Origin of the sequence: Azospirillum oleiclasticum (assembly GCF_013423485.1) — a bacterium.
Lineage (GTDB): Bacteria > Pseudomonadota > Alphaproteobacteria > Azospirillales > Azospirillaceae > Azospirillum > Azospirillum oleiclasticum.
The window spans coordinates 258779-281641 of sequence record NZ_JABFFR010000011.1; the positions used below are offsets into that span (position 1 = coordinate 258779).

Consider the following 22863-nt stretch of genomic DNA (forward strand, 5'->3'; position numbering starts at 1 on the left):
ATCAGGGGACAAGCGAGAGGCGGAACGATGATCGGGAATCGAGAGGCCACGGTGTGCGTCACCGACGCCGCAGGGTCCACAGGGCAGAGTTTTCTCCTGTCCGAAAGCGCCTTGCGCCGTCGGGGCTCGCTCAAATGGGATCGCTACGATCCTTCGGTCCTTCCTTGCTGGGTTGCCGATATGGATTTCGACATGGCCGATCCGATCCGCCGGGCCGTGGCTGGTCTGTCGGCGGCGGGTGCCTTTCACTATCCCTTGCGTCGGAGCCGGCCGCCCGACCGTCTGGTCGCCGATGCCTTCGCGGAGCGGATGGAAAAACGGTACGCCTGGTCGGTCGATCCCGATTGCACGCTGGTCGTCACCGATCTCGTGCAGGCCCTCTACGCGGCGGTGACGGCTCTCACCCGGAAAGGGGAGGGCGTCGCTGTCCAGGTTCCCACCTATCCCCCGTTCAGGGGCGCGATCGAAGACACCGGACGGCAAGTCCTCGCGTGGCCCGCCAATCCTGGTCCGGGCGGATATGGCTGGGACCTGGGCTGGTTTTCGCAAGACCCACGACCGCCTGCGAAACTGCTGATCCTGTGCAATCCGCACAACCCGACCGGCAGGATGCTCGGCAGGAAGGAGCTGTCCGAACTGGCCGACCATGTGGTCCGCAACGATCTGATCGTCGTCGCCGACGAAATCCATGCGGACATCGTCTATGACGGCCGTGTCCATATTCCGTTCGCCTCGCTGGGGCCGGAGGTTTCCCGGCGGACCGTCACGCTCCAGTCGGCGACCAAGAGCTTCGGCATCCCCGGTGTTCGCTGTGCGGTGATGCATTTCGGGTCGCGCGCGCTGCTGGAGCGGTTCACGGCGGTGGTGCATCCCAGATTGTTGGGTCAATGCGGCATCGTCGGCATCGAGGCGACGCTGGCCGCGTGGCGGGACGGACAGGAGTGGTTCGAGGCCGTGCTGGCCCATCTGCAAGGGATGCGGGACTACGTCTGTGCGGTTCTGCGTGCGGAGATGCCGGAGATCAGGCTTCATCCGCCGCAGGCGACCTATCTGGCCTGGCTGGATTGTTCGGCGATGGCGTTGGACCGGCCGGCCGGAGACTTCTTTCTGCACCAAGCAAAGGTGGCGTTCAGCGCCGGCCAAACGTTCGATCCGCAATCCTCGCCCTTCGTCCGGATGAATTTTGCGACGTCGACGACCATCATCGACGAAATTCTCGACCGGATGCGACAAGCAATAAGACATCGATAAAAGAAGTTGTTCCGTTTTACGGAGAATGGAAACCTCGATGCGGGAGATCAACCAGCGGCGGTTGCGCTATTTTCATGAAGTTCTGACACACGGCTCGATCCGTCGGGCCGCCGATGCCATCAACACCGCCCCGTCCGTGATAACGCGCCAGATTCGGCTGCTTGAAGAGGAGCTGGGTGCCGCACTGTTCGAGCGGGGAGCCAGCGGCGCCACGCCGACCGAAGCTGCGCAATATGTCCTCGAGTACTGGCGCTTCTGCAAATCCCAGCAGGAGAATCTCGAGGAACGGATCTCCGAGATCAACAACCTGCAACGCGGAAGTCTGCGTCTGGCGATCAGTGAAGGCTACATCGACGAGTTGATGGAGAAAGCGCTGTTGCCGTTCAGCAAGGCCTATCCGGGGATCCAGTTCACGATGAACACCATGTCGGCGACCGAAGTGGTGTCCGAAGTGGCGGAGGACGTCGCCCACATCGGGATCGCCTTCAACCCGCCGCGCTCGACCAAGACCCGTACGGTTCTGAAGGCGAATGCCCCGGTCCATGTGCTGGTCGGTGCCCGCCATCCGCTGGCGCTGTCCACCGAGCCCGTCACCCTTTCCCAGGTGTTCGAATACCCGGTGGCCATGATGCCGTCGGCAACGGGCCTCGGCAAGCTCGTCGAAACGCTGGCCTATGTCGAACAACTGCCGCTCAACATCGCCTTCATGACGAACTCCGTCCACAGCCTGGCGCGGTTCGTCCTCAACAACCACGCGGTGACCTTCACCGGGGCGATCAACGCGTCCGCCCTGGCGGATTCGGACGAGGTCGTCGCCCTGCGCGTCCAGCATCCGCTTCTTCTGAAATCCAACGCGCAACTGATCGTGAAAGCGGGGCGCAACCCGATCAAGTCCGCGCGCACGCTGATCGAGTATGTCAGCACCAGAACCGGGATCTTCGCGCCCAGGTTCCGGACATCGGACGGGCCGAGATCGCGACCGGAGAAGCCATCGCCGGCGCCGCTTCCCGGCAAGGCCAATGGACGCACCGTCACTCCGTGACATGACGGATCGGTCTTGGCGCCGACCACCATCATCGCGCGGTGCCGCCGGTTCGACGCGGCAGAGTGCCGCCGGTTCGACGCGGCAGAGTGCCGCCGGTTCGACGCGGCGGGCTGCCGTCGCTTTCCCGGATTTCCAAATCGGAGGTATGCATGTTCATCGCCGGATTGCAGGCGGTCCTGGGAGCGGACGGCGTCGTCACCGCGTTGGACGAGACGCGGGCCTTCACGCAGGATTGGCGCGGCCGCTACAGCGGGCAAGCGGTCTGCATCGCCCTGCCGCGAAAGACCGAACAGGTCGCCGCGGTCGTCCGTCTGTGCGCGCAGGCCGGGGTTCCGGTGCTGGCGCAGGGCGGCAACACCAGCCTGTGCGGCGGTGCGGTTCCCGGCACGGACGGGCCGGCACCGGTCATCGTCAACCTTCAGCGGATGCGGCGCATCCGTTCCGTCGATCCCGCCAGCAATGCAATCCGCGTCGATGCCGGCTGCGTGCTGGCGGCGGTACAGCGGGCGGCCGTCGACAACGACCGCCTGTTTCCGGTCAGCCTCGGCGCGGAAGGTTCCTGCCAGATCGGCGGCGCCATCGCCACCAACGCCGGGGGCAGCGGGGTTCTGCGCTACGGCAATATGCGCGAGAATGTGCTCGGCCTCGAGGTGGTGCTGCCCGACGGTTCGATCTGGGACGGGCTTCGTGCGCTCCGCAAGAACAACACCGGGTACGACCTCAAACATCTGTTCATCGGTTCGGAAGGCACGCTGGGGATCGTAACCGGCGCCGTGCTGAAGCTCCACCCGCTCCCCAAGGCGCACGCCACCGCGTGGCTTGGCCTGGACAGCGCCGAGGCCGCCCTTGCCGTGCTTGAACTGGTCCAGGCGGCCTGCAGCGGGCGCCTGTCCGCTTTCGAACTGATGAGCGCCAGCCAGGTGGCGCTGGTCGCGCGGCATGTTCCCGGCCGACGCTGTCCGCTGGATGGCGCACCGCGCTGGCATGTCCTGATGGAACTGTCCGACACCTGTTCCGCCGATGAGCTGGGCGACGCCATGCAGGCGGTGCTGGAGCAGGCGATCGGGTGCGGGTTGATCGGCGATGCGGCGGTGGCCGCAAGCGAGGCTCAGCGAAACGCGATGTGGGGTTACCGCCACGGCGCCTCGGAGGCGAACAGGGTGGCGGGCATCGGCCTGACGACCGACTGCGCGGTGCCGGTGTCGGCGGTCCCCGCCTTCATCGCCGCGGCGACCGACGCGGTGCGTGCCATCGTTCCGGACTTGCCGGTGATGATCGTTTCGCACCTGGGCGACGGCAATGTGCATTTCATTCCGTTCCTCAGTTTCGAACACTGGGGCGGTCTCGCCGACCGCGAGGGTTTCGCCGCGCGGGTTCGGCGTTCGGTCAATGAGGTGGCGGTCGGGCTGGGCGGCACCTTCAGCGCGGAGCATGGCATCGGTCAGACGCTCGTCGCCGAAATGGCGCGCTACAAGCCGGCGGCGGAGATCGCCATGATGCGGGCGGTCAAGCGCGCCCTCGACCCGTCGGGACTGTTCAACCCCGGCCGCCTGCTGCCATGAGGGTGTCGCGCACGTCCATTTCCGCCGCCAGCAGGATTCCGGCGACCTGATCCCGGAACCAGGCCGATGCCGGATCCTGATCGAGCTGGAGCGACCAGATCATCGCCACCGCGGGCAGCCTCAGCGTCAGAGGAGCGGGGCAGACGGTCAAACCGAAGCGGGGACCATAGAGACGGGCCATGCGGGTCGGGATGGTCGTGATCACCGGCGCGCACGCGACCGTCGCCAGAACGGTGAGGAATTCCGACCCGGCGACGACGATGTTGAGATCCGCACCGATCTCGATCAGGGCGGCTTCAAGGCAGCCCTGCAGGCTGTCGGTCCAGGTCACCAGGGCGTGCGGCGCGGCCAGATAGTCCGCCAGGCCGATCGGTGTGCCCAGCGCGACGTGACGGGTATTGAAGACGCAACTCAGGGACTGCTCGAACAGGAACCGCGATCGGTGGCGCTGGGCAACCGCGTCGAAACAGCCGACGGCAAGGTCGAGCGTCCCGTCGTCCAGCATGCGGTGAACCTCGTCCTTGTCCGCCGGTCGGCAGAGAAGCCGGATCCCCGGTGCGGACTGCCGGATGTGTGCCGTCAGTTCGGGGATCAGCAGAAGCTCCACCTCGCTGGAGAAGCCCAGGCGGAGGGTCCGCTCCTCGGTCGCCGGGTCGAAGAGGGTGCGGGCATGAAGCGCCGTCTGCATCTGCGCAAGGGCGGTGCGGATCGGCCCGGCCAACGCGCGGGCGCGGGCGGTCGGCTGCATGGCCGTACCGACCCGGACGAACAGCTCGTCCTGGAACAGCACGCGCAGGGTGGAAAGGCTGTGGCTCATCGCGGGCTGGCCGACCCGCAGACGCGCGGCGGCGCGCGTGACGCTGCGCTCCTGCATCAACGCATCGAACGCGACGAGAAGGTTGAGGTCGAACGACCGAAGATCGAAATGATTGATTGAGCTCATGACTCGCATCGATTTGCCTGATGGGCAATGTGCCATTAGGTTGCCTGCCAGACAACTCCCCGATAGGAATTCCCATGCAGTCCGAGACCGCCGTGCATCATGTCGGTGACGCCGTCATCGTCAAGATTCCCGAACTGGCGCTCGACGGGGTCGATCCGACCCACCTCTACCCAGACGCCGACACCGCCATCGCCCGTGAGATCGGCCGTGGGTTCGGACCGGGATCGGTGGAGTCGCAGACGGGCCTGCTCCGCAAGAGCATCCATAGCTGGCTGGTTCGCACGCCGGACCGGGTCATCCTGATCGATACGGCGACGGGAAACGACAAGGAACGCCCCGCGATGCCGATCCTGCACCGGCTCGACGAACCCTTTCTCGACCGGTTGAAGGCGGTGCAGGTCGATCCCGAGGATGTCGATGTGGTCCTGTTCACGCACCTGCACGTCGATCATGTCGGGTGGAACACGCGCAAGGTCGGCGATCGATGGGTCCCGACCTTTCCCAATGCCCGGTATGTCTTCTCCGCCCGCGAACACGCCTACCTCGCGGCGTTGTCCGCCGGCGATGGCTCCGACGCGGCGATCAGAACGGAAGCCGGGCTGGGCCGCATGGTCAAGACGCCGTTGGCGGGTGTCTACGAGGACAGCGTGCGCCCCGTCGTCGACGCCGGGCTGGCGCGACCGATCATGGTCGACGGTGCGGAGGTGGAGGAGGGCTTTTCCTTCCTGCCGAGCCCCGGCCACAGCATCGATCATGCCTGCATCCGCTTCGCATCCCGGGGCGAGTCCGCGCTGTTCTGGGGCGACGTGCTGCACCACCCGATGCAGGCCGTCAGGCCCGATTGGAACTCGGTCTATTGCGAATTTCCCGAGGCTGCCCAGGCGTCACGCCGATGGGCGCTGAACCATGCGGCGGAAACCGGGGCCCTGGTCTTCACCACCCATTTCGCCGAATCCTCCGCCGGCCGCGTCACGCGCGACGGCGACTGGTTCACCTGGGATTTCGCCTGAGCAAGGAGCGGTCATGTTGCAGACAGACAATGCGCCGAACCACCGGATCCATGGCGAGCGGTTCATGATTCCGAGCGATACGGACGGTGTGCAGCTTCAGTTGATCAACAAGCGTCCGGTCGATCCGGTGGAGTATTCCGCCGAACGCACGCTGGTCATGATCCACGGCGCCACCTTTCCGTCGGCGAGCCTGTTCGACGTAGCGGTCGCAGGCGCCTCGTTCATGGATGTTCTGGCCCGCCATGGCTATGACGTCTGGGCCGTGGACGTCCGTGGCTATGGCGGTTCGACGCGATTGCCCGAGATGTCGCAACCGCCCGACGACAATCCGCCGCTGATCCCGGCCAGGACGGCGGTTCGCGATCTTGCCGCTGCCGTCGATTTCGTCCGGCGGAAACGCGGTGTCGGGCGGGTGAACCTGCTCGGCATGTCCTGGGGAGCGACCGTTGCCGGCGCGCTGGCTGCCGAAGCCGGGGAGCGGTTCGGAAAGCTGGTTCTGGTCGCTCCCCTCTGGCTGTCGGGAACGCCCTTGCGGTTCGATTCCGGAGGGCCGATCGGCGCCTACCGCATCGTCAGCCCACGGGCCTTCGAAGCCGCCTGGCGTGCCGCGGCGCCGGAGCAGGAGAGGGCGGGGCTGATTCCGGAAGGCTGGTTCGACGCCTGGGCGGAGGCGACGCTGGCCACCGATGCCGCATCGTCCGCGGCTGGGACGATCCGTGCGCCCTCCGGTGCCGTGCTGGACGTGCGGCAGCACTGGACCGCCGGCAATCCGCTCTACGACCCGTCGGCGATCGCCAATCCCGTTCTGTTGGTCTGCGCCGAATGGGATGTCGATGTGCGGTTCGACATGGCGCAGGATCTCTTCACCCGTCTCACCGGTGCACGGTACAAGCGGCTGGTGGAGATCGGTCGGGCGACCCACATGGTGCTGATGGAAAAGAACCGCGGCCAGGCGTTCGACGCCGTCATCCAATTCCTGGACGAGCACACCGTGCCCGCCGGCTGAGCGTGTGACGAGTCGTTGATAGCCTGTTGATGGATCAATGACATATCAATGACATATCAATGAGATTTCAGCCGTACGTCCGGACCATCGGCTGGAGTGAACCGATGATGACCCAGACCCCCTATCGGTGAGTCGCGACCACGCGGCCGGGCGGAAATCGCTCGGCCGATTGTCGTGATCCGGAGTGCCGCGTCCCGGCCTAGAAATCGCGCGACAAGGCGCGGCGTGTCAGCCGGTCGAGAAAATCGATGAAGCCCTGCGTCGCTTCGACGGCACGCTCTTCCGACGATTCCGCGATTGCCGTCAGGATCTTGGCGTGCAGGTCGGCGGCTTCCGTGAAGCTGTCGGTATCCTCGATGTAGGCGTACCAGAAGCGCCGCGAGAGCGCCAGAACGCCCCGCGCGGTCTGCGCCAGCATGCTGTTGTGGGCCGCTGCGGTCCGGATTTCGTGGATGGCGCGGTTCGTCGCGAGATAGAGCGGGCGGTTTCCCGTCGCCGCCGCCTGCCGGATGACCGCGGCCAGCCGCAGCATTTCCGACCGTTCCGCCTTGGTGGCGCGCCGGATCGCCAGCCGGGACATCAGCAATTCCAACGGAAGGCGGACCTCCAGCAGCTCGATCTGCTTCATGACGTCCACCGGGGTCACCAGAGCGCCGCGGCGCGGATGAATCTCGATGAAGCCTTCGAGTTTCAACCGCTGCAGCGCCTCGCGGATCGGCGTGCGTCCGCATCCCAGCTCATCCGCCAGCCGGTTCTCCGAAATCATCGACCCCGGAGGCAGCACCCGCGTCACGATCATGTCCTCGATCCGCAGATACGCCGTTTCGGCGATCGATGCCGCCTCCTGATCCACCTTGATCTCGTCCCGCATCAGGCTTCCCGTCTCCCGGTCCCGCACGACAATCCGACTCCCGCAATCCAGCTTGACACTATTGCGGCCCATCTGATATGTCACATGCATACTAATCGATCATCAATCGACGTCGCCCTTGGATCGCCAGCTTCGATCACCGGGCCGTCGTGCCCCCCTTTCCAGCAATACGGACATCCCCATGATTGGAATCGAAACGACGGGGCGGGTCACCGTCATCACGCTCGACCGGCCGAAGCGGCGCAACGCGCTGGGTGAGGAGGTCATGACGGGGCTTGCTGCCGCACTGCAGGCGGCGGAGCAGGATCCCGAGGTCGGGGCCGTCGTCCTGACCGGTGCGCCCCCGGCCTTCTGCGCCGGCAGCGACCTGAAGGAACTCGGTGGCCAGTCGATCGCCGCCATGTGTGGGCACGAGGCGGAGACGGCGGCCATCGCCCGCAACATCGCCTTCATGTCGAAGCCGGTCGTCGCCGCCGTGGAAGGCTATGCGTTGGGTGGCGGGTTCATTCTGGCGGTGTGCTGCGACGTCGTCGTCACCGCACGAGGAACCCGATGGCACCTGCCGGAGGTGCGGAACGGGTGGCTGCCGCCCTGGGGGCTGCAGGCCCTGGTCGCCCGCGTCGGCGGAGTCAAGGCGCGCCTGCTCACCTGGGGAGCCGAGCCGATCGGCGGCGACGAGGCGTTGAGGCTGGGGGTCGCCGACTATGCCACCGAAGACGGCGCCGCCCTCGACCGTGCCAGATCACTGGCGGCGGCGCTCGCGGCACTTCCCGCCAATGCGGTGGCGACCACCAAGCGCTTCTTCGAGGCCTTCGTCGCCCAGGATGCGGAGCGCGCCGACATGCAGGCGTCGCGCCTGTTCGCCGAGGATTGCCTTTCTCCCGCCGCCCGCGCCACGTTCGACCGCTTCACGGTGAAGCCATGAGCAAGATCGTCGACGTCGCGGATGCTGTCGGCGGGATCGCCGATGGTGCCACGGTCGCCTCGGTCGGGGTGATCGGATGGGTTACGCCGGACAAGGTGCTCAAGGCTCTCGGCGACCGCTTCCGCGCGACCGGCTATCCGCGAAACCTGACCTTCTACTTTCCGGTGGGAACCGGTGATGCCCAGGGCATCAAGGGCATGGATCATGTCGCCCAGGAAGGGCTGATGAAGCGGATCATCGCCGGATCCTACATCAATCCGCTCGATCCCAAGACCAATCGGCGCCCGGAGCTGATGCGCCTGATCCGCGAGAACCGCATCGAGGCCTATTCCTGGCCGATCGGCGCATCGATGCATTGGCTGCGCGAGGTGGCCCGCCGCGGGCCCGGCTATCTGACCCAGGTCGGGCTCGGCACCTACATCGATCCGGCGCATGGCGGCGGCCGATTCACCGCCAGGGCGACCGAGGAGCTGGTCCGGAAGGTCGAGTTCGACGGCAAGCCTTATCTCTACTATCCCAGCTGGCCGATCGATGTGGCGATCTTGCGGGCGTCGACGGCCGACGAGCACGGCAACCTGTCCTTCGAGGACGAGGCGCTGGTCTCCTCGAACATCGGCCTCGTACTCGCCGCCAAGGCCAGCGGCGGCCGCGTGATCGCCCAGGTCCGGCGGGTGTCGGGAGCGGGGGAGCGTCCGGCGTCCATCGTGACGATTCCCGGCATGTTCGTCGATGCCGTGGTGGTGGATCCGGACATGATGATGTCCACCGACACGCCGTTCGATCCCGCCTATTTCAGCGGTCTCCGATGCCCGCTGTCGGCGCTGCCGAAGCCGGTCCAGAGCCCGGACAAGGTGATCGCCGCCCGGGCGGCGCGCGAGGTCGCCAAGCGCCAGCTGTCGATCTTCGGTTTCGGCGCCGCCGCCGACATTCCGCTGGTGATGGCGGAGCAGGGGATGTTCGACGATGGCGCACTCGCGGATTACTGGTTCACGACCGAGCACGGCTCCTACGGCGGCGTCGTCATGTCCGGCTGGCAGTTTTCCGCCAACATCAACCCGGATGCCATTCTCGACGGAATCTACCAGTTCGACGCGATCGACGGCGGTCTCTGCGAGTTCGCCGCCCTGGCCTTCGCGCAATTCGACCGGCACGGTTCGGTCAATGTCAGCCGGTTCGGGGCGGCCAACCCCGGCGCCGGCGGGTTCACCGACATCGCCCAGAACGCCAGGCGTCTGGTTTTCACCGGCACTTTCACCACCGGCGGGCTCGACATCGCGATCGCCGACGGTCGCCTCGACATCCGGCAGGACGGCCGGATCTCGAAATTCGTCCGCGACGCCGAAAGCGTGACCTATCGCGTCTTCGACGGCGTTCGCCACCGGGGTCAGACCGCACTCCTGGTGACGGAGCGCGCGGTGTTCCAGGTGACGTCCGACGGGCTGGTGCTCAGCGAGATCGCGCCGGGCGTCGATGTCCGCCGGCACGTGCTGGAGCGGATGGAGTATCAGCCCATCCAGATCCTCGACCCGCTGCCGGTGATGGACACGGCCCTGTTTCGCTGAGCGCAAGCGGCCGCGGTGACCGGCGTTCCATGAAACCGGCGGCCATGCCGGCCGCCGGATGCGGCTTGCCGACCGTCAACAACCAAGAGAATGGGGTAGGAAACGATGCGAAGAAAGGCACTCTATTGCCTGGCGGCGACCATGGGCATGGTCGCCGCCACGGCCCGGGCCGAGGTTGCCGGCGTGCGGATCGGTGTCCTCAACGACCAGTCCGGCATCTATGCCGACATGGGCGGCAAAGGAAGCATCGAGGCGGCCCGGCTGGCGGTCGAGGATTTCACCGCCGCAAACTCGGGCGCGAACACCGGAATCACGATCGAGATCATCAGCGCCGACCATCAGAACAAGGCGGATATCGGCTCGGCGATCGCCCGCGAATGGTACGATCAGAAGGGCGTGGATCTCATCGTCGATATCCCCAATTCCAGCGTCGCCCTGGCGGTGCAGGCGGTCGCCCGGGACAAGGGCAAGCTCGCCATCTTCTCCGGCGCGTCCTCGTCCGACCTGACCAACGCCAAATGCTCCCCCAACAGCTTTGCCTGGACCTACGACACCTATGGCCTCGCCAAAGGGACGGCGGGTGCCCTGACCAGGGGGGCGGAGGACAGCTGGTTCTTCGTGACCGCCGACTACGCCTTCGGTCACGCGCTGGAACGGGACGCCGCGGCGGTCGTCACGGCCGGGGGAGGAAAGGTGACCGGCTCGGTCCGCGCCCCGCTGGATACCCACGACTATTCCTCGTTTCTGCTGAAGGCCCAAGGGTCCGGCGCCAAATACATCGGGCTGGCCAATGCCGGAGGCGACACCATCACCTCGATCAAGCAGGCCGGGGAATTCGGCCTGATCGATGGACAACAGACGCTGGCCGGGCTCGTCGTCTACCTCACCGACGTGCATTCGCTGGGGCTGAACACGGCACGCGGCCTGTTGCTGACGGCGTCGTTCTACTGGGATCTGAACGACGGGACCCGCGCTTGGTCGAAGCGGTTCTTCGAGCGGCACAACCGGATGCCGACGATGGTGCAGGCCGGCGTCTACAGCGCGGTCATGCATTATTTGAAGGCGGTGTCGGCGGCCGGCACCACCGATGCGATGACGGTCGCCGAGCGGATGCGCAAGATTCCCGTCAAGGACATGATGACGGACAATGCCGTGCTGCGCGAGGACGGCAAGCTGGCGCGCGACATGTACCTGTTCCAGGTCAAATCGCCCGCCGAATCCAAAGCGCCATGGGACTATTACAAGCTGGTCCGCCGGATCCCCGCGAGCGAGGTCGTCCGTCCGCTCTCCGAAAGCCAGTGCCCCCTGATCAGGAAATAAGCGAGGACGGAGCGGAAGCCGCAGGGCCTCCGCTCCCGCTTCCATCAGAAGGCGCTGCCGTTGCGGGCCATCAGCTCGCGGACCCCGGCCCCGGGAACATCGCGGAACCGCAGACCGTCATCGAGGGACATCACCGCGGCGACCGCCGCAGCGTGGCCATATTCGAAGCATTGGGCGGTGACCCGCGCCGAAGCCAGCGCCTCGTGCTCGGCGCTCAGGCACCGGCCGGCCACGATGATGTTCTCACCCGTTTCCGGCACCAGGGCCAGATAGGGGACCTCGTACCAGTCGTCGAGCAGCCAGTGCAGCTTGGGCTTGTCGCCCGCGTGGAGCTCGATCGGCCAGGGCACGCGGCAGATGCCGTCGGTGCGTTTGCGGCAGGCGAGCACATCGCTGTTGCGCAAGGTGTCGACACCGACGATGGAGCGTGTCTGCCGGATCCCGGCTTCGACACCGGTATCGACGACGTGGCTGTTCTCGCAGCCCGGCACCGTGTCGCGCAGGAAGCGGGCATACTCGCGGACCTGCAGGCGCCCGCTCATCTCGGCTTCGGTGAAGTCGGCCGGATCGATGACGTTGAGCATGCGGTCGTCACGGCCGCTCAGCCGTGTCGCGTTGACCATCAGCTCGTTCGGCCGGGTGGTCGGGAAAATCCAGATCTTGTTGCGCGGCAGGTGGTAGGCGCCGCCGTCATTCGCCCGCCGGATGGCTTCGGTCAGTTTCGGCGGGCAAATGGTGTCCTCCCCGTAATAGGCGAGGTAGCGATCCATATCGACGTTGCCGAGACGGAAGAACATCGTCGGATTCTGGATCTTCCCGTTGTCGCCGAAGACATGGCGGTGCCCGGCGCGGGCCACGACCGCCGCATCGCCGGAGGCGTCGATGATGCGCCGGGCGCGGACAGTGGACCGCCCGGCCTTGGATTCGATGACGACGCCGGCATAGGTCTCGCCATCCATGAGAACGCCGGTCACCGCGGTGTGGAACAGCACGCGGACGCCCGCCGCGGCCAGAAAGGCATCCGCCGTTTCCCGCCACATCAGCGGGTCGTGGGTCACGGTCCAGGTCTTGCCGTAGATTTGCGGCGCGGTCAGGCCGCCCCGTTCAAGAATGGCGCGGCGGAACCGTTCGGTGAAGCCGAAGACGACCTGCTCGGGTCCGGCATTGCGGTCGCTGGCGAGATACATGCCGCAGATCGTGCCCGACATGCCGGCGACCGCAGCACCACCGCAGAAACCGTACCGTTCCAGAAGCATCACCGACTTGCCGGCTTCCGCCGCGACCGTCGCGGCGGCGACCCCGGCGGCACCGCCACCCACCACCAGCACGTCGACATCGGCCAGGATGGGAAGGCCGGGGGCTTCCTCCAGACGACACACCGTCGTCCAACCGGGAAACAGGTCGGCCTGAAGCATCGATATCCACCTATTGATATGTCAGTTGCCGATCAACGGTAGTGGCGGTTGCCGGCTTTGTCGATAGCTTTGTGACCGTTCGGGCGTCGATGGATTTTCAGCCGATCGTCCGCTGCAGCACATCGAGCCAGTTCGACCAGGCGATCTTGTTGAGCAGGTCCTCGCCGTAACCGCGCCGGCGCAGTTCCTCGTAGAACAGCGGCATGCCCGCCGCCGTGCCGATGTCCCGCGGGACGACGCAGCCGTCGAAGTCCGACCCGATCGCCACCCGGTCCTCCCCCAGCCGTTCGAGCAGCCCCTCGAGGTGCCGCACCACCACCCCCATGCCGGTATCCGGGTTCATGTTGCCGTCGGCGCGCAGAAAGGAGGTGGCGAAACACAGCCCCACCACCCCGCCGGACTCGCGGATCGCGTCGAGCTGCCGGTCGGTCAGGTTGCGGGATGATGGGCAGAGCGCGTGGGCGTTCGAATGGGTGGCGACCAGCGGTGCCCTCGACAGGCGCGCCACATCCCAGAATCCCTGTTCGGTGATGTGCGAGAGATCGATCATGATCTTCATGTCATTGCAGGCGCGGACCAGACGCTCGCCCGCCGCCGTCAGTCCCGGACCGCAGTCGGGGCCGCTGGGAAAGCGCGCCGGCACCCCATGCCCGAAGATCGTGTCGCGGCTCCAGACCGGTCCCAGCGAGCGGAGCCCGGCCGCATGCAGGACGTCCAGCATGTGCAGGTCGGCGTCGATGGCGTCGGCGCCTTCGAGATGGACCAGCACGGCGATGCTGCCGCGCGCCATCGCCGACCGGATCGCATCGCTATCGCGGCAGATGGTGACCGCACCCTGCGAGGCCCGCTCCACCCTGAGGAGCAGGGACAGCATGGTCACGATGGGCGTGCGGGCCGTTTCCAGGTCGAGCATCGGCGGCAACGGGATGTCGTAGCGCTCGCCGGCCATGCTGGAGTAATTGTTGCGGGACGAGGAGGGCGAGAACAAGGCGAAGAATCCACCCGCGAAGTTGCCGGCGCGGGCCTTGGGCAGATCGATGTGCGCCTCGTCCTGTCCCCCAAGAAATGCCGTGGCCGGATCCGCTGTCGCGGTGCGGTAAAGACGAAGGGCGACGTCGTTATGGCCGTCAAAGGTTGGAATTGACGCTGGGCTCATGGCACGGGTTCTTCCTGATGTCCGGCAGTGATTTCTGCTCATCAGGATTTTGACGGGTTTTTTCCAGTCGGCGAAGTCTATTCTGCGACGTCTTCCGTTGCATTCTGGGCACCTCCGGACTGTTTGAGCGAGCTCAGGAACTCCGTGGAGAAGATGCGGGTTCGGGAACGGATGTGCTGGATCAGCATCTGCGTCGCCTTGGTCGGGGTTCGGCCGACCTTGACGATCAGATGCGCCGCCGATTTCAGCAACAGCGGATGGTCGACCCGCAGGGCGACGACCTCGCCGCCCTGGGCGGCGGCCAGCGCGTTGTGCGCCCCGAGAAAGGTCACCGCCCGGTTGTTCCGCACGAAGCGCGCCAGGCTGTGGACTGAATTGGTCGAGAAGGCGATCGTGAGCGGGACCTGTTCGACATAGGCGAGGGTTTCGATGATCTTGCCGATGCCGAAGGCCGACGGCATCATCGCCACCGGGTATTCCAGGGCCCGCTGGATCGTGATCGGTCCCGGATCGGCGGAAAGCGGGTGCTCCGGGCCGACCAGCATGTAGAGCGGAAGCACCGCCTTCATCACCGTGCGGATTTTCACCGAACGCGGCGGATTGAAGGTGACGCCGATGTGGGCGATGTCCTCCGTCACTTCGGCGACCACGTCGTTCGCCGTCATGGTGTTCATCGTCAACTGAATGTTCGGATAGGCCCTGCTGAACGGCAACAGGGCATGGTCCATCAGATCGTCGATGAAGCCCTCGCCGATCGCCAGCCGCAAGCTGCCCCTTTGCAGATTGTTGAGCTCGGCGATGCGCTCTTCCAGATCCTCCTGCTGCGACCGGCAGGTCCGCCAATAGTCCAGGACATGGTGCGCCGCTTCCGTGGGGGTGACACCGGAAGCCCCGCGTTCGAACAGCGTGGTGCCCAGCTCCTCTTCCAACAGACGGATTTGGCGGGCAATGACCGATGGCGCGGTGTTGATCACATTGGCCGCCCCACGGATCGATCCGTGGGTCAGCACCTCGAAGAAATAGCGCAACCGTCGCTGATTGATTTCCCGCATCGAGCACCCCTGCGGCTTTGCCCCTTGGCCGGACCTGGCGTGGCCGGTGGAATCCAATGCCGAAATCACGAAAGAGTGTTCTCATTTCGGCAACGCCGGAGAACTCCACCTGCTCTTCCCGCACCTCGTAATCCGGCACTAGATTTCTCAGGAAGAATATCTTTCGGAACGACCTTGCAATTTCTGACGGAGCTGGTGAGAACATGCGCGTAATGGTCGCGGGCTTCGAGCACGAGACGAATACATTCGCTCCTACCAGGGCCGGCTATCGAAATTTCCTGAACGGGGAAGGCTACCCGGCCATGGCCCGCGGCAGCGACATGCTGCGCCTGCGCGACGTCAATCTGGCGACGGGCGGATTCATCCAGGCTGCGGAACAGCGCGGGTTCGAGATCATCCCGGTGATCTGGGCAGGGGCGAGCGCCTCGGCGCACGTCACGACCGATGCGTACGAACGGATTGCCGGCGAGATCGTCGCGGCGGCGAAGGCTCACGCATTCGATGCCATCTACCTCAACCTTCATGGGGCGATGGTAACCGAACGGCATGACGATGGCGAAGGCGAACTGCTGCGCCGGCTGCGCGCGGTCGTCGGGCCGGCGATGCCGATCTTCTGTTCGGTCGATCTCCATGCGAACATGACCGAGGCGATGCTGTCACTGGCGACCGGGATCGTCGGCTACCAGACCTATCCGCACATCGACATGGCGGAGACCGGACGCCGCGCCGTGGCCCTGCACGATGCCTGTCGGAATGCCGGCGGGCGTCTGTACCGTGCCGCCCGTCGCCTGCCGTTTCTCATCCCGCTCAACGCTCAATGCACGCTGGCCGAACCGGCGCGATCGACCTACGCCCTGGTGCGGGAGAAGCGGGTGGGGGACGTCCTCTCGCTGTCCTTCGCGCCGGGCTTTCCCGCGTCAGATTTCGCCGAATGCGGCCCGGTCGTCTGGGGCTACGGCCGGACCCAGGAGGCCGTCGATGCCGCGGTGGAGGCGGTCCACCGTCACATTCTGGAGACGGAACCGCAATGGGCGGTGGAGTTCCTCGACCCGGAAACCGCCGTGAAGGAGGCGATGCGCCTTTCAGCCGGTGCAACCCGGCCGGTGGTCATCTCCGACACGCAGGACAACCCCGGTGCTGGGGCCGATGCCGACACCACCGGCATGTTGCGGGCCCTTGTCGCCTGCCGGGCGGACGGGGCGGCGCTCGGCGTCTTCTACGATCCGGCCGCGGTCGCCGCCGCGGCCGAAGCAGGCCCGGGCGGAACGGTGACCCTGGCGCTCGGCGGACGCTCCGGCACGGCGGGCGACGAGCCGTTCGTCGGAACCTTCGAGGTGGAAACGGTCGGCGACGGTCGTTGCGTCTTCGAAGGGCCGATGCTTCGGGGAACCGAGCTCGATCTTCAGGGGGCCGCCTGCCTGCGCATCGGCGGTGTGCGGGTCGTGGTCTGCGCGACGAAGGCGCAGATGTTCGACCGGAACCTCTACCGTATGGTCGGCATCCAGCCGGAAGCGATGAAAATCCTCGTGAACAAGAGCTCGGTGCATTTCCGCGCCGATTTCGGACCGATCAGCGAGGCGATCCTGATCGCCAAGGCGCCGGGACCGATGAAGGCCGATCCCAGGGACCTGCCCTGGACGAAGCTGCCGCAGGCGATGCGCCTGTTCCCGGCGGCCTGAGGAGCGACCACGGCTTCCACCCTGTGCGCCGCCGGCGCGACGAAAGGTTCAGCATGATGACCGACACCATCATTCATACGCTTGAAGTCGAGGATCTGACGTCGGACGCCTTCGCGCCGTTCGGAGAGGTTCTCGCGGTGCGGGAGCGGCCGACGTTCGATCTGCCGACCAAGGCGCTCCATCGCTTCGGTTGGACCACCGATTCCGAAACCATCGTCCAGATCATCGCGTTCAAGCCTCTGCCCTTCATCGTCGATGCCGTCGAACGGCACTGGCACGTCACGGAATCGCGCATGCACATCGGCGGTTCTCCGGCCATCGTGGTCGTGGCCCCGCCCAGCGACGCTCCGCCGACCCCCTCCGATCTCCGTGCATTCCGGATCGATCGTCAGGGCTTCATGTTCAAGACGGGGACTTGGCACAGCCTGAACGCCTATCCGGAAGGCTCGGCGCCATCGGAATTCCTGTTCCTGTCGGATCGGGCGACCCAGAGCGAGTTGTTCGACAACCCGACGCCCAACCCGGTCCGCAGCAGCATCCACAGGCTCAACACGGGTATCGCGATCCGGCCGCGTGCCTGAGCTGCCGGCGGCGCCACGAAAAGCGAACCTTTCACTACGGGAGGCGGGAGTCATGGGGATCTCACGGCGTGCGTTCTTGGCAGGATCGGCAACGGTGGCCGGCGCGGCGGCGATTGCCGCTCCGGCGATCGCGCAAGGGCGGAAGAATGTGCTGCGGTACATTCCTCCCTCCAATCTGGCAGGCATCGATCCGGTGCTGACCAGCGGCGCGCCCGTTCGCAATCACGGCTATCAGATCTATGACACCCTGTTCGGGATGGACAGGCGGTTCGAGGTCCGGCCGCAGATGGCCGAGGGGGCGGAGCAGTCCTCCGACGGGCTGACCTGGACGATCCGGCTGCGCGACGGGTTGAGGTTCCATGACGGCGAGAAGGTCCTGGCGCGCGACTGCGTCGCCAGCCTGAGGCGCTGGGGTGCCCGCGATCCACTGGGGCAGACCATCTTCAACCTGACCGACGAGCTGCGTGCCGTCGACGACCGCACCCTGGAGTTCCGGCTGAAGTCGCGCTTCGGCCTGCTGACCAAGGGGCTGGCCAAGATCGGTGGACCGGCGCCATTCATCATGCCGGAGCGGATCGCCCAGACCGATCCGAACGTGGCGATCAAGGAAGCGATCGGATCCGGCCCCTTCCGCTTCCTGGCCGACGAGTGGGTGCCGGGCAGCCGGGCGGTCTACGCGAAGTTCGACGGCTACCTCCCACGCAACGAAGCGCCCGATTGCACGTCCGGCGGCAAGATCGTCCACATCGAGCGGTTGGAGTGGCATGTCATCCCCGACGCCGCGACGGCGACGGCGGCGCTCCAGCGTGGTGAGGTCGATTGGTACAGCCAGCCGGATCTGACGCTGTTGCCGCTGCTGAAGCAGGATCAGGACGTGATCGTGGAGGCGTTCGACGATCTCGGCTACATGACGATCCTGCGCTTCAACCATCTTCAGCCGCCGTTCGACCGTTTGGAAATGCGCCGGGCGATCCAGATGGCGGTGAACCAGGTCGATTACCTGCAGGCGCAGGTCGGCATGCCCGATCTGTACAAGGAATGCCGGTCGGCCTTCTTCTGCGGCACGACGATGTCCACCGGCACCGGCTCGGAGGTCATGACGGCCAACTTCGAGAAGGCCAAGGCGCTGCTGAAGTCCTCCTACAACGGCGAGAAGGTGGCGATCCTGACCGCGACCGACCTTTCCTGGCTGCACGCCGCCTCGCTGGTGACCGAAGACCTGCTGAAGCGGATGGGGGTGAATGTCGAGTTGCAGGCGATGGACCTCGGCACCTTCTTCAAACGGCGCACCAGCATGGAGCCGGTGGACAAGGGCGGCTGGTCGATCTTCCACACCGGGACCGCCGTGACCGACATCATGGATCCGGCAACCCATCTTGCCCTGCGCGGCAATGGTCGCCAGGGGTGGCCGGGATGGCCGACGGACCCGGTCATGGAGCAGCTCCGCACCGACTGGATGGCGGCATCCGGGCCGGAACAGGACGCCATCACCCGGAAGGTCGAGGCACGCGCCTTTGCCGCGGTGCCCTTCGTTCCGCTGGGACAGTTCCAGACGCCGTCCGCCCGGCGGCGCACCGTGACCGGCATGCTGAAGGCACCCTTGCCGCTCGCCTGGAACATCAGGGTCGCCTGAGCCGGTCCGCCGCCTCCGTCAGAATCCGCAGCCAGGAAATGCAGCCTCCATGTCCGAAGCGTCGTTCGACTTCACGCGCCTTCTCGCACCCACGGCCGCCGGTCCCGTACCGTTTCCCGCCGGCCTTCCCCGATACCCGTTCGTCGGAGGGCACAACGATCCGGAGCAGGTGCCCGTGGACGCGATCGCCGAGGCGGCGGCGGCGGTCATCAGGCGCGAAGGCGCCGATCTGGCCAAATACCATCTTGGCCGCGGGCCGCTCGGTGTACCGGCCCTGCGCCAGTGCGTGGTGGACAAGCTTGCGAAGCGCCGTGGCGTCGCGGCGGTGATCGACGACGTGCTGATCACCAGCGGATCGAATCAGGCGATCGATTTCCTCTGCCGGACCATGATCGCGCCGGGTGACACCGTTCTGGCCGAGGAGCACTGCTATGAGGGCGCCCTGAAGCGCTTCCAGGCGGCGGGGGCGCGGGTCCTGCCGATGGCGATGGACGCCGACGGCATCATGGTGGAGGTGCTGGCCAGGCAGGTGGAGTGGCTGGCGTCCGGCGGCGTGAAGCCGAAATTCATCTACACCATTCCAACCGTGCAGAATCCGACGGGCGGCATCCTCCCGACCGACCGTCGGGAGGCCCTGATCGCGCTGGCACGGCTTCACGATCTCGCGATCCTGGAAGACGACTGCTACGCCGACCTGGTCTGGCCGGACCAGAACCCCGGTCCGGCGCTGAAGGCGCTTGCGCCGGAGCGGGTGCTCTACATCGGATCCTTTTCCAAATCCTTCGCTCCCGCCGTGCGGCTCGGCTACCTGATCGCGCCATGGTCCGTGATGGGTCGTGTTCTTCCGGCCAAGACCGACGCGGGCACCGGAGCGCTGGACCAACTGATCGTCGCCGAATATCTGACCCGCCAGCCGGACGAGCTGATCGAGCGGCTTCGTTCGGCGCTTCACGCCAAGATGCTTCTCATGATCGACGCCGTCGAGCGGGAGTTCGGCACCGCCGTCGAATGCCGGCCGCCGAAGGGCGGGATCTTTCTCTGGCTGAAGCTGCCGGACCAGGTCGATGTCCGTACGCTGGTCGCCCCGGCCGAGCAGGCCGGACTGGTGTTCAACCCCGGCCCGTCCTAGGCGGTGGAGCCGGAGGCCGCCCGCTCCTTCATGCGGCTGTGCTTTGCCCTGCCGACCGAGCAACAGATCGTCGACGGCGTCGCCACACTGGCCCGCATCTGCTTTCAGCAGACCGGCGTGCCGGCGATCGCCGGAAACCGCCGTCTCGACGCGTGATCGGGGGCGGAGCTCGTCCGCCCACCTTGCCCTGAGCGGGCCGTCCCTTTCCCCGCGACGCGGCATCCAGGCCGCGCCATCAGCCGATCGGATCGAGCGATGAAGCTCTTCATGGCAACCCTTGCCACAGAAACCAACACCTTCTCACCCATACCGTCGGGACGGACGGCCTTCCATGGCCGCGAGTATTTTCGCGGCGACGGCAGCCGGCAGCCCCCCAGGCTCGGCAACGTGCCACTGATCGAATGGCGCCGCCTTGCGGAAGCCGATGGTTGGGAGGTCGCCGAGAGTGTATGCGCATTCGCGACCCCTGCCGGCAGCACGCAAAGGCCCGTCTATGAGGGGCTGCGCGAAGAAATCCTCGACGATCTGCGCCGTGCCATGCCGGTCGATGTCGTGCTGCTGTTCCTGCATGGTGCGATGGTCGCCGACGGCTACGACGATTGCGAGGGCGACGTCCTCGAAAAGGTCCGCGCCCTCGTTGGTCCGGACGTGCCTATCGGCGTCGAGATCGACCTGCACTGTCATCTGACCGAACGGATGCGGGCGAATGCCGACGTCATCGTCGCCTTCAAGGAGTATCCGCACACCGACATCCCGGCGCGGGCGCAACAGCTTTACCGGCTGTGCAGGTCGGCACAGCGTGGCGAGATCAGGCCGGTCATGGCGATCCACGATTGCCGGATGATCGGCGTGTGGCGTCCACCCTTCGAGCCTATGCGGTCGCTGGTTCGGGAGATGACCGATCAGGAGGGCCGGGACGGCATCCTGTCGGTTTCCTTCGGGCATGGTTTCCCCTGGGCCGACATTCCGGACGTCGGCGCCAAGATGCTGGTCGTCGCCGACGGCGATGCGGAAAAGGCCCGACAGGTCGCCCAGAGGTTCGCACGCAGGATCTGGGAGCTGCGCGACGACACCCCCCAGCGCTACGACACCATCGACGAGGCCATCGACATCGCGCTTGCCGTGACGTCCACCGGGTCCGGCCGGCCGGTGGTGCTGGCCGACGTGGCCGACAATGCCGGTGCCGGAGCACCGTCCGACAACACCGCGATCCTTCACCGACTGATCGCGCGCGGAATTTCCGGGGTCGCCAGCGGCTGCTACTGGGATCCGGTGGCGGTCGGCTTCTGCCTGGAGGCCGGTGTCGGGGCGACGTTCGAACTGCGGGTCGGCGGCAAGACCGGGGTTGCCTCCGGCCTTCCGGCGGACCTGCGGGTCACGGTGATGGGGCTGTCGGAAGACCATTCGCAGCGCTCCCTGGGGGGCGGGCGCTCCAGCTACGGGCCGAGCGCCTGGGTGCGCGGCTGCGAGCCGGGCAAGGGGCAGGGGATCGACCTGATTCTCACGTCGGTGCGCCAGCAGACCCACGCGCCGGAGGCCTTCACCAGCCTGGGCTGCTCGCTCGACGACAAGCGGATCATCGTCGTCAAATCGATGCAGCACTTCTACACCGGCTTCGCGCCGCTTGCCGCCGATGTGCGCTATGTCGCGGCACCGGGGGCGGTGGAACCCGATTTCGCCGCGCTGCCCTACACCCGTCGCAAACCGGATTACTGGCCGCGGGTCGCCGATCCGTTCTCTGGGAATGGCGGCGGGGCCGGCACGTGAGTTACGCCCCGGGAAACATATCGGGAAGCACAGTCGGGAGCCGCACCCCGGCTTCGCCACGCCGGACCATGGCCGGTCAGGCGGTGCTGCTGATGATCGCCACCGCGGTCGCGATCCCGTTGCTGAACGCAACCGTGAAGCACCTGGGGGGGCGCTATCCGGTCGCCGAACTGCAATGGCTGCGTTATGCCGGTCACTTCCTGTTCATGCTGGCGGTGTTCGTTCCGCGCTACCGGTGGTCGCTGTTCCGCACGCGGCGGCCGGACCTGCAGGCGGCGCGGTCGGTGTTGTTCTGCGCGTCCTCCCTCCTCATGTTCCTTGCGTTGGAGCACACCCCGCTGGCGACCGCCACGGCGATCGGCTTCACGGCACCGCTGATGGTGACGGCGCTGGCGCCGCTTCTGCTGCGCGAAAGGGTCGGGCCGGTGCGGCTTTGCGCGGTGGTCGTCGGCTTCATCGGGGCGCTGATCGTGGTGCGGCCCGGCTACAGCCCGCTGCACTGGTCGGCCGCTCTGATCTTCCTCAGTGCCGTCACCTCGGCGCTGACGCAGATCCTGTCGCGCAAGCTCTCCGGGCAGGATCCCTCCGCCACTTCGAGCACCTACATGGTGCTGCTGGGCTTCCTCCTCAGCAGCATCCCGGCTCCCTTCGTCTGGGTACCGCCGGCCGATCTTCGCGACGCCATGATGTTTCTGGCGCTCGGCACGCTCGGCGGGTTCGGTCACTATTGTCTGGTCCGCGCCTTCGAGGTGGCGCCCGCGCCATTCGTCGCCCCCTTCATCTACCTGCAGATCTTCGGCGCCGCCGCCCTGAGCTGGCTGGCCTTCGGACAGGTGCCCGATCTTTGGACCTGGGTCGGCTCGGCCGTGATCATCGCCAGCGGCATCGTGGTCCTGCTGCGCGAACGGCGGCGCGGCAGCGCGGTCGCGGCGCAGGCCATCGGCGATGACTGACGG

Annotated in this window: 20 protein-coding genes; 15 read left to right on the forward strand and 5 right to left on the reverse strand. The window is 66.3% G+C overall.

All coding sequences use genetic code 11. From position 1 onward, the window contains the following. Positions 1-27: 27 nt before the first annotated feature. The 3 genes from HL658_RS14995 to HL658_RS15005 all read left to right on the forward strand — a co-directional run bounded on the left by HL658_RS14995 (position 28) and on the right by HL658_RS15005 (position 3858). Positions 28-1251 carry a MalY/PatB family protein gene (locus HL658_RS14995; protein WP_211109745.1) on the forward strand — a complete coding sequence of 408 codons (1224 nt, stop codon included), beginning with the start codon at positions 28-30 and terminating at the stop codon, positions 1249-1251. Positions 1252-1288: 37 nt separating this feature from the next. Then, on the forward strand, positions 1289-2293 hold the full coding sequence (locus tag HL658_RS15000) for a LysR family transcriptional regulator (protein WP_180282893.1): 1005 nt from the start codon (positions 1289-1291) through the stop codon (positions 2291-2293). A 152-nt stretch (positions 2294-2445) separates the two neighbouring features. Beyond that, complete coding sequence (locus HL658_RS15005; RefSeq protein WP_180282894.1) at positions 2446-3858, forward strand: FAD-binding oxidoreductase; 1413 nt, start codon at positions 2446-2448, stop codon at positions 3856-3858. On the opposite strand, the gene HL658_RS15010 is transcribed toward HL658_RS15005, so the two are convergent. Further along, positions 3833-4801: a LysR family transcriptional regulator gene (locus HL658_RS15010; protein WP_180282895.1), complete on the reverse strand. Its 969-nt coding sequence runs from the start codon at positions 4799-4801 to the stop codon at positions 3833-3835. The genes HL658_RS15005 and HL658_RS15010 overlap by 26 nt on opposite strands. 20 nt (positions 4802-4821) lie before the next feature. Between HL658_RS15010 and HL658_RS15015 the strand changes: the two genes are divergently transcribed. Beyond that, the gene (locus HL658_RS15015) at positions 4822-5811 is read left to right on the forward strand and encodes an MBL fold metallo-hydrolase (RefSeq protein WP_211109746.1); all 990 of its coding nucleotides are present in this window, start codon (positions 4822-4824) and stop codon (positions 5809-5811) included. Positions 5812-5824: 13 nt separating this feature from the next. Further along, positions 5825-6817, forward strand: coding sequence for an alpha/beta hydrolase (locus HL658_RS15020; protein ID WP_180282926.1), 993 nt, complete (start codon positions 5825-5827; stop codon positions 6815-6817). A 199-nt stretch (positions 6818-7016) separates the two neighbouring features. Here HL658_RS15020 and HL658_RS15025 read toward each other — a convergent pair whose 3' ends face one another. Further along, positions 7017-7772: a GntR family transcriptional regulator gene (locus tag HL658_RS15025; RefSeq protein ID WP_211109747.1), complete on the reverse strand. Its 756-nt coding sequence runs from the start codon at positions 7770-7772 to the stop codon at positions 7017-7019. Between the two features lie 97 nt (positions 7773-7869). Here HL658_RS15025 and HL658_RS15030 point away from each other — a divergent pair, with 97 nt between their 5' ends. The 3 genes from HL658_RS15030 (at position 7870) to HL658_RS15040 (ending at position 11495) form a co-directional block, all read left to right on the forward strand. Beyond that, positions 7870-8613: an enoyl-CoA hydratase/isomerase family protein gene (locus tag HL658_RS15030; RefSeq protein ID WP_180282896.1), complete on the forward strand. Its 744-nt coding sequence runs from the start codon at positions 7870-7872 to the stop codon at positions 8611-8613. Continuing rightward, entirely contained in the window at positions 8610-10175 is a 1566-nt protein-coding gene (locus HL658_RS15035; RefSeq protein ID WP_180282897.1) for an acyl CoA:acetate/3-ketoacid CoA transferase, read from the forward strand. Before HL658_RS15030 ends, HL658_RS15035 begins: the two co-directional genes overlap by 4 nt. 141 nt (positions 10176-10316) lie before the next feature. Then, complete coding sequence (locus HL658_RS15040; RefSeq protein ID WP_246337608.1) at positions 10317-11495, forward strand: ABC transporter substrate-binding protein; 1179 nt, start codon at positions 10317-10319, stop codon at positions 11493-11495. Positions 11496-11539: 44 nt separating this feature from the next. On the opposite strand, the gene HL658_RS15045 is transcribed toward HL658_RS15040, so the two are convergent. The 3 genes from HL658_RS15045 to HL658_RS15055 form a co-directional block, all read right to left on the reverse strand. Continuing rightward, the gene (locus HL658_RS15045) at positions 11540-12910 is read right to left on the reverse strand and encodes an FAD-dependent oxidoreductase (protein WP_180282899.1); all 1371 of its coding nucleotides are present in this window, start codon (positions 12908-12910) and stop codon (positions 11540-11542) included. A 97-nt stretch (positions 12911-13007) separates the two neighbouring features. Continuing rightward, positions 13008-14066 carry a dipeptidase gene (locus HL658_RS15050; RefSeq protein WP_180282900.1) on the reverse strand — a complete coding sequence of 353 codons (1059 nt, stop codon included), beginning with the start codon at positions 14064-14066 and terminating at the stop codon, positions 13008-13010. A gap of 77 nt (positions 14067-14143) precedes the next feature. Further along, entirely contained in the window at positions 14144-15118 is a 975-nt protein-coding gene (locus HL658_RS15055; RefSeq protein ID WP_180282901.1) for a LysR family transcriptional regulator, read from the reverse strand. A gap of 212 nt (positions 15119-15330) precedes the next feature. Between HL658_RS15055 and HL658_RS15060 the strand changes: the two genes are divergently transcribed. The 7 genes from HL658_RS15060 to HL658_RS15085 all read left to right on the forward strand — a co-directional run bounded on the left by HL658_RS15060 (position 15331) and on the right by HL658_RS15085 (position 22860). Then, complete coding sequence (locus HL658_RS15060; protein WP_246337609.1) at positions 15331-16797, forward strand: M81 family metallopeptidase; 1467 nt, start codon at positions 15331-15333, stop codon at positions 16795-16797. A 53-nt stretch (positions 16798-16850) separates the two neighbouring features. Beyond that, positions 16851-17378 carry an ureidoglycolate lyase gene (locus tag HL658_RS15065; protein WP_180282903.1) on the forward strand — a complete coding sequence of 176 codons (528 nt, stop codon included), beginning with the start codon at positions 16851-16853 and terminating at the stop codon, positions 17376-17378. A gap of 52 nt (positions 17379-17430) precedes the next feature. Then, positions 17431-19011 (forward strand): ABC transporter substrate-binding protein, encoded by a 1581-nt coding sequence (locus tag HL658_RS15070; RefSeq protein WP_180287640.1) that lies wholly within the window; start codon positions 17431-17433, stop codon positions 19009-19011. A 49-nt stretch (positions 19012-19060) separates the two neighbouring features. Continuing rightward, positions 19061-20140 carry an aminotransferase-like domain-containing protein gene (locus HL658_RS15075; protein WP_246337610.1) on the forward strand — a complete coding sequence of 360 codons (1080 nt, stop codon included), beginning with the start codon at positions 19061-19063 and terminating at the stop codon, positions 20138-20140. 30 nt (positions 20141-20170) lie between these two features. Continuing rightward, positions 20171-20296 carry a hypothetical protein gene (locus HL658_RS37765; RefSeq protein ID WP_281378774.1) on the forward strand — a complete coding sequence of 42 codons (126 nt, stop codon included), beginning with the start codon at positions 20171-20173 and terminating at the stop codon, positions 20294-20296. Between the two features lie 99 nt (positions 20297-20395). Beyond that, positions 20396-21907, forward strand: coding sequence for a M81 family metallopeptidase (locus HL658_RS15080; RefSeq protein ID WP_180282581.1), 1512 nt, complete (start codon positions 20396-20398; stop codon positions 21905-21907). Positions 21908-21975: 68 nt separating this feature from the next. Continuing rightward, on the forward strand, positions 21976-22860 hold the full coding sequence (locus HL658_RS15085; protein ID WP_180282582.1) for a DMT family transporter: 885 nt from the start codon (positions 21976-21978) through the stop codon (positions 22858-22860). The last annotated feature ends 3 nt before the right edge of the window (positions 22861-22863 follow it).